This window comes from Tenacibaculum sp. IB213877 (assembly GCF_034043975.1).
Taxonomy (GTDB): domain Bacteria; phylum Bacteroidota; class Bacteroidia; order Flavobacteriales; family Flavobacteriaceae; genus Polaribacter.
The window spans coordinates 200,614-214,251 of record NZ_JAXCHH010000001.1 but is presented as its reverse complement, the minus strand read 5'-3'; the positions used below and the strand labels follow the sequence as shown (position 1 = coordinate 214,251).

The 13,638-nt window shown below is 29.9% G+C and carries 9 protein-coding genes; 5 read left to right on the top strand and 4 right to left on the bottom strand.

The annotated features are described in order from the left end of the window. Positions 1 to 32: 32 nt before the first annotated feature. From SLH33_RS00980 to SLH33_RS00960, 5 genes are all read left to right on the top strand, one after another. Positions 33 to 1,985, top strand: coding sequence for a heavy metal translocating P-type ATPase (locus SLH33_RS00980; protein WP_320417190.1), 1,953 nt, complete (start codon positions 33 to 35; stop codon positions 1,983 to 1,985). 15 nt (positions 1,986 to 2,000) lie between these two features. Further along, positions 2,001 to 3,032 carry a helix-turn-helix domain-containing protein gene (locus SLH33_RS00975; protein ID WP_320417189.1) on the top strand — a complete coding sequence of 344 codons (1,032 nt, stop codon included), beginning with the start codon at positions 2,001 to 2,003 and terminating at the stop codon, positions 3,030 to 3,032. Positions 3,033 to 3,329: 297 nt separating this feature from the next. Next, positions 3,330 to 3,560 carry a hypothetical protein gene (locus SLH33_RS00970; protein WP_320417188.1) on the top strand — a complete coding sequence of 77 codons (231 nt, stop codon included), beginning with the start codon at positions 3,330 to 3,332 and terminating at the stop codon, positions 3,558 to 3,560. Positions 3,561 to 3,828: 268 nt separating this feature from the next. After that, on the top strand, positions 3,829 to 6,198 hold the full coding sequence (locus SLH33_RS00965) for a TonB-dependent receptor domain-containing protein (protein WP_320417187.1): 2,370 nt from the start codon (positions 3,829 to 3,831) through the stop codon (positions 6,196 to 6,198). Between the two features lie 6 nt (positions 6,199 to 6,204). Next, entirely contained in the window at positions 6,205 to 6,789 is a 585-nt protein-coding gene (locus SLH33_RS00960; RefSeq protein ID WP_320417186.1) for an HD domain-containing protein, read from the top strand. A gap of 331 nt (positions 6,790 to 7,120) precedes the next feature. On the opposite strand, the gene SLH33_RS00955 is transcribed toward SLH33_RS00960, so the two are convergent. The 4 genes from SLH33_RS00955 to SLH33_RS00940 are packed head-to-tail and all read right to left on the bottom strand — an operon-like array spanning position 7,121 to position 13,508. Next, a complete protein-coding gene (locus SLH33_RS00955) occupies positions 7,121 to 8,380 on the bottom strand; it encodes a SprB repeat-containing protein (RefSeq protein ID WP_320417185.1) in 1,260 nt (419 codons plus the stop codon). A gap of 49 nt (positions 8,381 to 8,429) precedes the next feature. Beyond that, on the bottom strand, positions 8,430 to 10,805 hold the full coding sequence (locus SLH33_RS00950; protein ID WP_320417184.1) for a hypothetical protein: 2,376 nt from the start codon (positions 10,803 to 10,805) through the stop codon (positions 8,430 to 8,432). 33 nt (positions 10,806 to 10,838) lie between these two features. Then, positions 10,839 to 12,194, bottom strand: a complete 1,356-nt coding sequence (locus tag SLH33_RS00945) for a hypothetical protein (protein ID WP_320417183.1) — start codon at positions 12,192 to 12,194, stop codon at positions 10,839 to 10,841. A 15-nt stretch (positions 12,195 to 12,209) separates the two neighbouring features. Next, positions 12,210 to 13,508: a hypothetical protein gene (locus SLH33_RS00940; RefSeq protein ID WP_320417182.1), complete on the bottom strand. Its 1,299-nt coding sequence runs from the start codon at positions 13,506 to 13,508 to the stop codon at positions 12,210 to 12,212. Positions 13,509 to 13,638: the final 130 nt, after the last annotated feature.

The window sequence follows — 13,638 nt, the reverse complement described above, 5'->3', positions numbered from 1 at the left end:
TACGGAACTTTGAATGTAAGACAAATTAAAAAATGAAAAAAAAGAAACTCAATTTAAGAGATTTAAAGCCCGATTCTGATAACGGGCATAATCACAATGATGGGCACAACCACGGAAACCAACCTAATAATTTTAAAGCATGCATACCTGCTATTGTAAGCTTTACAATGCTTATAATAGGTATTGCATTCGATTATTTTAAGGTTCCTTTTTTTAAAGATTGGTTACGAATTATTTGGTATGTAGTGGCTTATGTACCTGTTGGTTTGCCCGTTGTTAAAGAAGGTTGGGTAAGCATAAAGAAAGGTGATGTTTTTACAGAGTTCTTTTTAATGTCTATAGCAACTATTGGGGCATTTATAATAGGTGAATATCCCGAAGGTGTTGCGGTTATGTTATTTTATGCAGTAGGCGAACTTTTTCAAAATGCCGCAGTTCATAGAGCCAAAGGAAACATTAAAGCTTTGTTGGATGTAAGACCCAAAGAGGCCAATGTTTTTCGAGAGGGTAGTTACAAAAGCATATCACCCGAAAGGGTCGAAATAGGCGAAAAAATCCAAATACGTGTCGGTGAAAAAATTCCATTGGATGGTATTTTGTTATCCGAAAAAGCATTTTTGAATACAGCTGCTTTAACAGGCGAAAGTAAGCCTGATAGCGTAAATAAAAAGTCAAAAGTATATGCAGGAAGTATCAATCTAGAAAATGTAATTGAAGTTGAAGTTACCAGTAAGTTTGAAGACAGTTCTATTGCACGAATATTAGATCTGGTACAGAATGCTACAGCAAGAAAGTCTAAGACCGAACTGTTTATCAGAAAATTCGCAAGAATCTACACCCCCATTGTGGTCTTCCTTGCTATAGGTGTTGCCCTTCTACCCTACTTTTTTGTAGATGATTATATCTTTAGAGAATGGTTGTATAGAGCATTGATTTTCTTGGTAATATCCTGTCCTTGTGCTTTGGTAATTTCTATTCCGTTAGGTTATTTTGGTGGTTTGGGAGCTGCTTCAAAAAATGGTATTCTTTTTAAAGGGGCTTCTTTTTTGGATGCTATGACTAAGATAAATACATTGGTAATGGATAAAACAGGAACGGTTACCAAAGGAGTTTTCAAAATCAAAAGCATAAAAACTTTTAATTGGGATGAAAAAGAATTTATGAACTATCTAATGGCAATAGAAGAGCAATCTACACATCCCATAGCCAAAGCTATTCTGGAATACCCACAAGAAACTAATAAGTTTCAAGCCAATAAGGTTTCTGAAGTTGCAGGAAAGGGCTTAAAAGGCATGGTAAATGGTAAAGAAATTTTGATTGGAAATAAAGCCTTAATGGAATCCAATAGTATAGAAGTCCCTAATGAAATTGAATCTATTGTAGAATCTATTGTTTTGGTAGCTATTGATACTTTTTTTGCTGGTTATGTAGTCATTGCTGATGAATTAAAAGAAGATGCAAAAAAAACTATTTCAAGTTTACATCAAGTGGGTATTAAAAAAATAATGATGCTTTCTGGAGATAAAGATTCGATAACTCAACAAGTAGCAAAGAATTTAAATATAGAAATGGCGAAAGGAGGTTTATTACCAGAGGATAAATTAAGGGAAGTAGAAGTATTAAAGAAAAATCCAGAAAATAAAATAGCCTTCATTGGTGATGGTATTAATGATGCACCCGTATTGGCAGCGAGTGATGTAGGTATAGCAATGGGTGGATTAGGTAGTGATGTAGCTATAGAAACAGCAGATGTTATTATTCAAACCGACCAACCTTCCAAAGTTGTGAGAGCCATTAAAATAAGTCGTTCTACAAGACAAATAGTTTGGCAGAATATTATTTTGGCTTTTGGTGTTAAAGCAATTGTGTTGATTTTAGGAGCTGGTGGTTTAGCCACCATGTGGGAAGCTGTTTTTGCAGATGTTGGAGTTGCCTTATTAGCAATTCTTAATGCAGTAAGATTACAGAAAATAGTTTGGAAATAGTATATTGCATTTCTTATGTTAAAAACCATTCAAATAATAGCGCTTGTTCAAGGGATCTTTTTATTATTTCTATTATTTCAAAATAAGAATAAATATAAAAAAGTAACTTTTTGGTTGTTTACATTTACTGTTATTTCTATTATATTTTTTATCATAGGAGATGATGATAATAACTTATTTCATACGCATGCAGATTGGTATTTATTTGATACAACTTTATTCAGTACATTCTTATTCTTATTTTTTAAGTACTTTAAATCTGGTGTAGAAAAATTTAATAAAAAAGATCTATTATTTTTTATACCTAATATAATTTATGTAATAATTGAACTGATAGAACTTAATACTTCAGAAAATAATTTAGCTATTGAAATTGTAGAACTTTTGGTAGAGTTTACCTTTTTAAGTTACTTAATATACATGTTAATTGATTTATTTAAAAATAAGAGTACTTATTGGATCTTGTATGTAGCCATACCTATTGTTCTTATATTAACCTTAGCATATACTAATGAAATTCTTTTACTTATTAATGTCCAACCAATTTTAATATCTAATGACGCATATTATAACAGCTATATGTTAATTATAATAGCCTTTCTGTTTTATTTTATAACGTTTTATTCAACCACAAAACCAGATGAGTTTTTACCAAAGAAAAAACAAAAAAAATATAAAACATCAAATCTTAACCATGCTTTAATTTCAGATTATAAAATTGCATTGATAAATGCTATGGAAAAAGATAAACTTTATAGAAACCCGAAACTATCAATTCATAAAGTATCAGAGCAATTAAATATTCCTCGTCAATATATTTCTGAAGTTTTAAATCTTCACCTTAATAAAAGTTTTTTGGATTTTGTTAATGAGTATCGTATAAACGATTTTATTGAAAAGGTACAAAACGACCAATATGCTCATTTAACACTATTAGGAATAGCTAATGAGGTAGGCTTTAACTCAAAGTCAACCTTCAACACTACATTTAAGAAAATCAAAGGATTAACACCTTCTCAATTTAAAAACTCTTTAAAGAAAGGTTAATAATTCGTCCATATTAATTAATCTGTACCTCTTCCCTATAATTACCGTTCAAAAAACAGCGTTCTTTGAATAACAATTATTAAAACAGCTGCTATAGAGTATTCATATATTTTTCGGTTTTCTTTTTGTTTGCGCAAATTAAATCTTAAAAAGCAATACTATAAGCGCATAATTCTATTTAATCATAAAAGCTATACCACGATTACTTATAGCAATTAGAATGCTAATGTTGTTTTATTAAATACATTATAAAAAATAAAAGTTATTCAATCAATGCTTAACTTTAAATTATAAATCATGAAAAAATTAAATGTTTTTACACTATTGGCTTTAGCCGTAACCATTTCATCTTGTGCACAAACTAAGAATGATAAGAAAACTCCACAATTGGTAATCTCAAGCTTTACCAAAAAGTTTCCCAATGCCAAAAAAATAGAATGGAGCAAGGAAAACGAAAATGAATGGGAAGCAGAATTTAAAATGAACCATATCGAGTATTCAGCTAATTTTTCAAATACAGGCGAATAGCTAGAAACTGAATATGAAATTAAAACAGCTGAAATCCCTTCTAACATTAAAAAAATATTAGATAAAAACTTTGAAGATTATGATATTGAAACTGCTGAAATATCAGAAACTTTACAAGGTAAATCTTATGAATTTGAAATTGAAGTAGAAGATCAGGAATATGAAGTAACCATTGATCAAAACGGAAACTTAACTAAAAAATTAGAAGAAGAAAACGAATCGGATGAAGATTAAATTTGCTCTAATAGTCATAACTAGCTTATGGTCTATGATAACGTGGTCACAAACTCAAAACGTAACAATATCTGGTAAAATTTTTGATGCCTCTTTAAACGAGCCTTTGCCATACGTTAACGTGGTTTTAAAAAATAACAATACTACCAACGAGTTTGTGAGTGGAGTTATTACCGATGAAAATGGAATTTTTTCATTGGAAAATATAGCTCCTAATAATTATAATTTAGAAGTTTCTTATATAGGTTTTAAAACCTATTCAAATACTATTTATGTTGGTGCTAATTCAAAATATTTAGATTTGGGCACCATTTCTTTAGAGGAAGATATATCTCAATTAGACGAAGTAGTAATTACCACTAAAAAGGATGCGGTTAGTAGTAAAATGGATAAGAAAACCTATGCTGTAAGTGCTAATATTTCACAAAGTGGCGGAACTGTGCTACAATCCTTAAAAAACCTTCCGGGAATAACTACCCAAGAAGGCAAAGTACAATTACGTGGTAGCGATCAAGTATTGGTACTTATTGATGGTAAACAAACGGCTATTACAGGTTTTGGCAATCAAAACGGATTGGATAACATTCCTGCATCTGCTATTGATAAAATAGAAATCATCAACAATCCGTCTGCAAAATATGATGCCAATGGTAATGCAGGTATTATCAACATCATACTTAAAAAAGAAAATCAAAACGGGTTTAATGGAACATTAGGTATAACCACTGGTTTGGGAGCTTTATGGAAACGTAAAGAAAATTTACCAGGTATAAGACCACAATACAAAATGACGCCAAAAATAAATCCGTCGGTTGCGCTTAATTACAGAAAGGAAAACATAAATTTCTTTTTACAAGCAGACAATTTATACACAGAGACTCTAAATAAAAATGAGTTTACAACTCGTAGTTATGATGATGGAACGGTGATAAATCAACAATTAAAACGTAACCGTAACACCAATTTTTTCACATCAAAAGCAGGATTGGATTGGTTTATAAACGATGATAACATCTTAACAATTTCTGGTCTCTTTAGTCAAGAACGTATAAAAGATTATGGAGACCAACCATTTTACAACCAACAATTAACAGAACAATTACGATTATGGCAGTTTTTGGAAGATGAAGTGCTAACCGCAGCAATGTTTTCGGCCAATTTTGAGCATAAGTTTTCGCAACCGGGTCATAAATTAAACGCTTCATTCAATTACACGTTTGATAGAGAGGACGAAAAATATTTTTTCACCAATACTACACCCAATTTTGTTACAGAAGAATCGTTTTTTCTTATTGCCGACCAAAAAGTAGTTGATGTGGCATTAGATTATGCTAAACCTTTAAAAAACGGACTTTTAGAAACAGGATTTAAGTTTAGAAACAGAGTCATTCCAACCGATATGCAATTCAATCCATCCGATGAGAATTCGGTTTTAGATACTGGAGCAGATGGTAAAGCAGAATATAGAGAAATTATTCCAGCAGTATATACCAATTACACGTATGAAACTGAAAATTGGGAAGCCGAAGCAGGTTTACGTGTAGAATATGTGAATTTAGAGTATCAAGTAGATCCAAATCACAACACCTACCAAAGTGATGGCTATAACTATTTTCAACCATTTCCCAATGCAAGGATTAGTTATAAAATTAATGATAAAAACAGACTTTCGGCATTTTATAACAGACGTGTAGATAGACCAGATGAAGTAGATATACGTATTTTTCCAAAGTATGACGATGCCGAAATTATTAAAGTAGGGAATCCTGCATTGCATCCGCAGTTTACAAATTCATTTGAGTTAGGTTATAAGAACCAATGGGAAAAAGGATATTTATATACAGCATTATATCATCGAATAACCGATGGAACCATAACACGTATAGCAACTACAGTTGATGATTCTAACTTAATTTATAATGTGTCACACAATGCTGGTAAAAGTTTTAATTCTGGTGCAGAAATTGTGGTTAATAAAAAATTGTCTGAAGTATGGTCTGCTAATTTAAACATGAACGGATATTATAATAAAATTGATGCTTTTACCGTAAATAATAAATATCCTATAGAAAATACAATTGCAATACAAGAACAAACAGCGTATTCAGGAAATATTAAGTTAAATATTTCAGCAAAATTACCTAAAAACATAGAAACGCAATTGTCTGCAATTTATTTAGCTCCAGATATTATTCCGCAAGGAAAAATCAAGTCTCGTTTTTCAATAGATTTTGGTATCAAAAAACCAATTCAAAATAATAAAGGAGAACTATTCTTAAATGCCACTGATTTGTTTAATACTCTGGTTGTTAAAAAAGAAGTGAATGGAGAAACGTTTAATTATACCAGTAATGATTATTATGAAACACAGGTGGTTAGATTGGGTTATAAATATAAATTTTAGTTAGATATGCTTTTAAATAAAGTTGAGTATGATATTACTAAAATGCTAAACCAACTAAATAATAAGTTGACTTTTCATAGTATTTATCATACCAAATATGTTGTAAATACTGCAAAAAAGATATGTGATTATGCTTGCTTATCCAAAACAGAAAGAGAAATTGTTATTATTTCTGCTTGGTTTCATGACATCGGTTATTTAGAGTCATATTTAGATCATGAATATTACAGTGTAAGAATTGCTGAAAACTATTTAAAAGAAAAACAACTTGATTCAGATATAATAAATGAAATAACCACGTGTATTAGTGCTACAAAAACACCTCAAAAACCTACAACTTTCCTAGCTAAAATAGTATGTGATGCAGATCTATCACACCTTGGAAGCACTAATTATTTTTATTGGCTAAGGTTATTAAGGAAAGAATGGAAAGTGTATTTAAATAAAACATTTAACAATTACGATTGGTATACATTAAACCATAGATTTCTTACTACTCATGTTTATCATACTTCGTATGGTAAAGATATATTATCGGTTAATATAAAAGAGAATGTCAATAAATTAGAAAAATTAATTAGTAGTAAGTAATGTAAAAACATAATTGTACAATAGACTACTCAGTACAGCTTTCCATAATTAATTATAAACATTTTCTTTTTGGGTTTACTTTTTATCTTTTTGAGTTAACCTTAACCATTTTACTGTCATACTTTTAAGGTTAAGAACCTTACTCATGAAAACGATCTTAAAATTTATTAATAATTGTTTTTGTTCTACTCTTTTTATACATTTTTTGTATCCTTCTTGTTACCTAAATGCTCTAATTCCAGTAAATATGAGAGTTGTTAAATATTATATCAGGAAGTAAATACCTAATTACAGAAAGTAATTAAAATTATTCTTAGTTAATTTTTTTGATTTATTCTTTTGCAGTACACCCGTTTGCATCTTTTACCTTCATTTTTTTAAGGCCTTGTGATAAGCCTGTTATAATTGATGTGCTTCTTGAAGTAAAAGGTATCCAAGTGCCTCCATTTACTTGATACTTAAAATTACCAACACCTCCAGAAGCATTAACTTGTATTGTACCGTCACTACTATCTTTACAATTCACATCATTAACTTTTGCTGCTGAAAAAACTACTGGTGGTGGATTACCAATGGTAAATCCATCTTCTGTTCCCTCTAAGCTATTCCATATCGGATTAGGTGTAGTAATATCGTATGTTTGATATCTTACCTTGTAATTCCCTGGAAATATTGGTGTATCACTAGGCCATTGATACGTATAAGTCCCATCTCCATTATCAGTAAGAACAGTAGTATCTTTTTGATCTAACAAATTAAAAACATTAGGGTTTGTAACAGGTTCAAATTCATAAAACAAACTCACTACTAACTTTTTACCTAGTTCTAAATCTCTGTTTAAAATCATACTAAAACTTCCATCATCAGAATAGGAGCATCGAGTATCTATTGGTGTAAAAGATAAAAGTTGAGGGGAACAAGGTATTATTGTATAAGTAATGACATTGGTTTCATTCGTATATGAGGAACCATTGTCATAACTTATATCTGCTTTAACAAAAAGATTTCCAGTATAACCATTTGGTAAAAAAGAACTTAAATTCGGGTTGGAATTACTTCCCCCAATCGTCGTCACTCCAACATAGGGAAAAGATGAACCATTAGTGGAATACCTCCATCTGTATCTGTAACTATTACAATCATTATGAGCACCTATCGAAAGAGTACCTTTATTACAGAATGTATTGTTTGCAGGCTGATTAAGAGTAGTTAAAGGAATCGATAATTTTGCTACTACATTCTGAGCGGAATTACTCACACAATCGCCTGATGATAAGGTTACTTCACCTGAATTTGTAAATCCAGAATAAGATCCCTCTAAAACTTGGCAATTGAAAACATGTTTTATTCGATGAGGACGAGTGGCAAAAATCCCTTTATATGAAGTTCGTACCACATTAGCGTCTGATGATACCTGGTCTAGTACATTGTTATTACTATCATAAATAGTAGTTGTATGAAAAAACTCAGAGTAATAAGCTCCTCCTGAGCAACTATAAGTACCTTCCCAATCAACATTTAGATAATATGTTTGTGAAAAACAAACTTCGTTAGTTAAAAAAATTAGAAAAACTATAATTATTTTTTTCATTTTCTAATATTTCACATTAAATACTACTATTTCATTGATACTACCGTTTCTAAAAAAACCTCTCTCTACTTTTTTCATGATACATTTTAGCAAATATTATTTCTAAGAAAACAGCAACTTCCGTTTTTGTTCTTCCATCATCTAACATCTTAAAAACTGTATTCAAATGTTTTTCTTTGAAATTATATAGCAATCCTTCTGATGCTTTTAAGTCTGTATACTTAATATCTTTTAGCTCTTCAAGCATATATTTATTAGCCAAGTAAGCGTTTTTTTTCTTTTCTAAATAAATATCAAATTTCTTATTTTCTTTTTCTTTATACTTTTTTTGTGCAGCTAATGCCTTTTCATATGTTTTTTCAACAGACCATTCTATTTTTTTTGCATCACTGTATAATTTTTTTAATCCATCAAAAGCTAAATCATAATATACCTCTAAAAAATCTTGATGCTTGTGTACATAATCCAAATAAGCAATAGCTTGTTTTTTATATTTATTTTTAGATTTTAGTTCTGCATCTTTGAGCTCTTGCTCAAGCTCTACTATTTTTTTATTTATAGTATCAATTTTTCTTAGCTCTTCAAATCTTTGATTTTTAGCTATAACTAAAATCTCAGGAGTAATCATGTTAGGCTCTCCAGAAAAAGTATGTTCTCTGTAAGAAAAACTAAACTTTCCGTCATTCTTTTTTCTTTCTCTTTTCTTTCTCGCTAAATCAAATGCATAATTATATCCAAAAGTTACAGTTAAGTCCTGAGTATTTCTTGAGGTATTCGCTCTAAATAATTGAATAGCATTTAAATTAAAATTGTGCTTTTCTTTATACGCATAATTAGCATTAACCCTAAAATTAGTTGCGCTTGCTTCACTTGTTTCACTTTTAGATTTGTTGTATGATGTACTAAACGTTGTATTTAATTTGTCTTTAAAAAATTTTTTATTAACGGCCAATGTTGGTCCCCAAGTATGAGATTCATCTCTACCAATAGTATTATATGTTCCGTTAATTGCTGAAGTTATATTAATTTTTTTATCAGGTAAACCTATGGTATAAGAAGCATTTACATTATGAAAAGTAGAACCATTTCCTAAACGCACTACTCCATTTTCTTCATTTGCTACTGTGGCTAGTGAATAATTAGCATTAAGATTTTGACTTCTTTTTTTACTACTTTCAATTATGTAATTTACATTTACATTTGCGTTCTGTGATAATTGCTTATAGTTAAATAATTCATCTTGATTGTCTAATAAATTATCATCATTTATAACTTCAAATTGATCTAATCTGTTATTCGTAAATGTGGTAAAATTTGAATAACTACCAGATATATTCACTTTTTTATTTAAGGCATAGGTAGCATTTACACTTCCTATAGTTCTAGTAGTTGCCGTTTGTTTTTGTTTAGCTAAATCGTCACGTTGAAAACCTATATTAAAAGACAAGTTTATTTTATTGTTGTACAAAGAAGTAACTCCATTTAAGGTAATATTTTCAAAATCGTTATTAAAATAATATGCTCCTAATGTTTGGTATCCAGGATCTATACGCTCATAAGCTACACCAAAACGATATTTATCAAAACTATATTCCATTTCAGTTTTAAAAGCTTCATAAAACTCAGTAGATGCTCTATTGTTAAAAAGTAAGCTTGCTAAACCATTATTATAATCTACTTTTTGGGCTCTTAAATCTTGTGTAATAGCGGTTGATGCATACTCTCCTTTAAATCGTAAGCCTTCCATTACTGTTACCGACCCTCCAATGCTTAGAACTAAATTCTCTTTAGGTAATATTTGTTTTTCTTCCGGTATACTACTTATTGAATTCATATCATCTTTTGCATAAAACCCTACCATATCAATACTATATTTTTCTTTTTGATATGATACTTTAGCTCCATACCCAATTCTTCTATATGCAGGTAACGTTTGTTCATTACCATCATCTTCAGTAGCTTTTAATAACCTACCATACATTGCAGAGAATGTGAACCCTCCTTTTGGTGTTAGATCTACTCCTCCACCAGTAAACTGATGTCCCGCTAGTGTGTAAGGAGAAAAACTCATACTCACATCTCCAATATGCCCTTGTACCCACTTATATTTTGGATGTAAACTTAATCGGTTAAAATTAAAGGGTAATTGGTACTCTAAATCTTCTCCTTGATTTGAATAACTATAACTTACTGGTATTGAAAATTCGTATATGTTAAAATTTAAACTTCCTTGTAAAAAATAGGTAAATGGTGCTCTTGCAGTATTTTGACTAGAATTATAAAAAACCGAATTAGCCGCAATATTACCACTTACTTTAAAGGGTTTTCCTCTACCAATGTTTCCAAAATCTATTTGCTGTGAATATGTTGTTTGTGAATATATAGCAATGGTAAATAATAATACTTGTAATAGTTTATACCTCATCTTAATTTTTAAAATGTACTTTTTCTTTTTTAATTATTTTTTTGCAAAACAACCCTGGTTGTCTTTAACTTTTATTCTAAATTTCTTGTTAGCTAAGCCTTCAATAATTATACTTCTTCCTGTAAACTCTGTCCAATTTCTATATAAACTAACACTGCTTCCATTCACCTCATATATTATATAAGAAAACTTCCTATCTTCCCCACTGGTAATATTAAGCCGAATTCTTCCGTCTCCTTTCTCAAAACAAGTTTCATCATTTAACTTTTCAACCTCAAAGTCAACAGCTTGTGCTGCTAATATTTCAAAATCTGGTGTTTTGATTAGCTTATCCCATGAGGAACCATCATCAATATTAGATGCTTCTATAATAGATAGGTCTATATTTTGTGTTTGATATAAAAAATAATATTTACCAGGAGGCAACTCATTTGGCCATGCATATATATAATTATCTATATCTAAGAACTCTAAAGAATCTTCTTTCACCTCCTGCCCCATTAATATTCTATCATCAACCCTATATAAGGTAACTACTAATCGTTCTGTTGGATCTAAATCTCTATCTAGCTTCAAAGAAATTTTACCGTCGTTTTTATAAAAACAAGAAGTTTTAGCTTGATTGTAATAACCCTTAAAGTTCGGAGAACACGAAATAACATTATATACTACTGCATTGGAAACTAATGAACATGAGCTTATTTGAATAAAAACATTACCTAAATGATTATTAAAAAATGACGAATTAAGAGTTAAAGAGCTATTTCCTTGATACGAACTAGGAAAATCAACCCAATTACTATCTCCTAAATGGTATTGCCATACATAACTATTGCTTGAAAAACCTTGACTAACTCCATTCGTATTAATAGTAATATCATTACAACCAATATCATTTTGTGTTTCTTGTACTACTGTAATAATTGGTTCTATTTGAATTTTATAATATGTTTCTATATTACTTCCACATGTATTATCTATGATTATTATTTCATTACAAAATAATGCTTTGTCAAACTCTCTAATTCGAGTAACACTTTTACTAATAAACTCAGGTCCACCACCGCCACTATTAATATCATCTACAAATATTTGTTCTTGTTCAAAGCCAATAACATCCGGAAATCCATCATTGTTACTATCTTTTAAATCCCATTTCGTTTTGGTAGTACCATCACATCCTGCTCCATAGACACAATTTCCTGTATAATTCATAGTCATTTCTTTTGAAAAATCTATATATTCATTTAACTGTACAATTGGCACACAATTATCCGCATCATCTTGGATACCATATTCAACAATTTTGACTTTTATTTTTTCATGCAATTGTTGTCCGATAACTTTTATTTGAATTAAACCAAAAATTAAAACTAAATACTTTTTCATTTCTTTAAATACACTCTATTCTTTCGCATAACAAGGATTACTGTTAGAATCTCTAACTTTTATTGTATACCTTGCTTTGGATAAACTGTTAATAGTTGTGGTATTATTAGCTCCTGTAAAGGGTAACCAACCACCATTAGTTCCAGCATTTTGGATTATATTATCTCTTTGTAATTGGTAAAAAAATGTACGACCACTTTCTCCATTAGCTTTTAATTCTATAAAACCATCATTTACCTCAAAACAGGTTTTATCTGCATGGGCTGTTATTGAAAAGGTTACAGCTTCTGAGGATTTTATTTCTAAGTCTACAGGAATCAAACTATTCCATGAAATATCATCAGGACTTATGTCAGATCCTTTCTTTCCTGTTTGATATTTTAGCTTATATATACCCTTGGGAAGAGTATTTGTCCATGAATGTCTATAAGTAGTTTCATCTATTTTCTCTAAGGTAGTTATATTCAAATTTTGATCTAAAATTATATCAAACTCATCTGTAAAATCATTTTTCCTATATAAAATTATTGCTAATTTTTCATTGGAATATAAACCTCTTTTTAAATCTATTCTAAAACTACCATCATTAGTATAAGCACATTTTGTTTCTTGAGGAAAAACACCTATCAATGGAGGTGAACACGATATAATAGTGTAAGCTTTTAAAGGTGAGAACACATCTCCAACTAACTTATATCTAAAAAAAATTGTTTTTCCTGTATTTTCAGAAAAATTAACTGCAAAGTTATCATAGTCTATAAAAACAGAACTTTTGTTTTGTGAATTATTTATCGTTTCTAAATTTCCATCGAATGAATATTGCCATTCTATGATATCGGAAGCTGCTACTGATGATGTGGCATTTAAATTTAGTCCATTACATTCAATTTCATTAATCTCACTAAGGTCTCTTTTTTCAAAATACAAAGCTCCAAACAGTGTTCCATCATTTCCTTTCTTTATTTCGTAATATGAATCTAAACTTTCATTTATAGTTATAGTATACCCTCCTAGACCAAATGTACTTCCACTACTAGGCCCTTCTAACCAACGACAACTTCCAAATGAAACTTTATAGTTTACAGGTCTTGTATCAAATTCAAACACACCTGATTCTTCAGAAAGAGTATCATTATTAACATCAATTATATTAATACTTCCTTTAGCTTGTATTGTAGCTAACGGATTAGCACCATAACAATTTGAAGCTGAAAGAGATATGAAATTAGTAGTAGAAGTATAATACTTATACTCTTGCCCATACCCCATACAAGCTACTAATAACAATAGTATGTTTATTATTTTCTTTTTCATGTACAATTATACTCCTAACAATTACTACGTTATAACAACAGTTTTAAACATGATTGTTATAACCTTACTTTTTCTTTTTCTTTTTTTGTTGCCTTGGTTAGCTACCAAAATAATTTTGTTTTAGTTGAAA

What these genes read in the sequence shown, in the direction of transcription:
- SLH33_RS00945 (WP_320417183.1), bottom strand. Translation starts at nt 12,194, where the DNA reads ATGAAAAAGTATTTAGTTTTAATTTTTGGTTTAATTCAAATAAAAGTT.
- SLH33_RS00965 (WP_320417187.1), top strand. Translation starts at nt 3,829, where the DNA reads ATGATAACGTGGTCACAAACTCAAAACGTAACAATATCTGGTAAAATT.
- SLH33_RS00950 (WP_320417184.1), bottom strand. Translation starts at nt 10,805, where the DNA reads ATGAGGTATAAACTATTACAAGTATTATTATTTACCATTGCTATATAT.
- SLH33_RS00960 (WP_320417186.1), top strand. Translation starts at nt 6,205, where the DNA reads ATGCTTTTAAATAAAGTTGAGTATGATATTACTAAAATGCTAAACCAA.
- SLH33_RS00980 (WP_320417190.1), top strand. Translation starts at nt 33, where the DNA reads ATGAAAAAAAAGAAACTCAATTTAAGAGATTTAAAGCCCGATTCTGAT.
- SLH33_RS00955 (WP_320417185.1), bottom strand. Translation starts at nt 8,380, where the DNA reads ATGAAAAAAATAATTATAGTTTTTCTAATTTTTTTAACTAACGAAGTT.
- SLH33_RS00940 (WP_320417182.1), bottom strand. Translation starts at nt 13,508, where the DNA reads ATGAAAAAGAAAATAATAAACATACTATTGTTATTAGTAGCTTGTATG.
- SLH33_RS00975 (WP_320417189.1), top strand. Translation starts at nt 2,001, where the DNA reads ATGTTAAAAACCATTCAAATAATAGCGCTTGTTCAAGGGATCTTTTTA.
- SLH33_RS00970 (WP_320417188.1), top strand. Translation starts at nt 3,330, where the DNA reads ATGAAAAAATTAAATGTTTTTACACTATTGGCTTTAGCCGTAACCATT.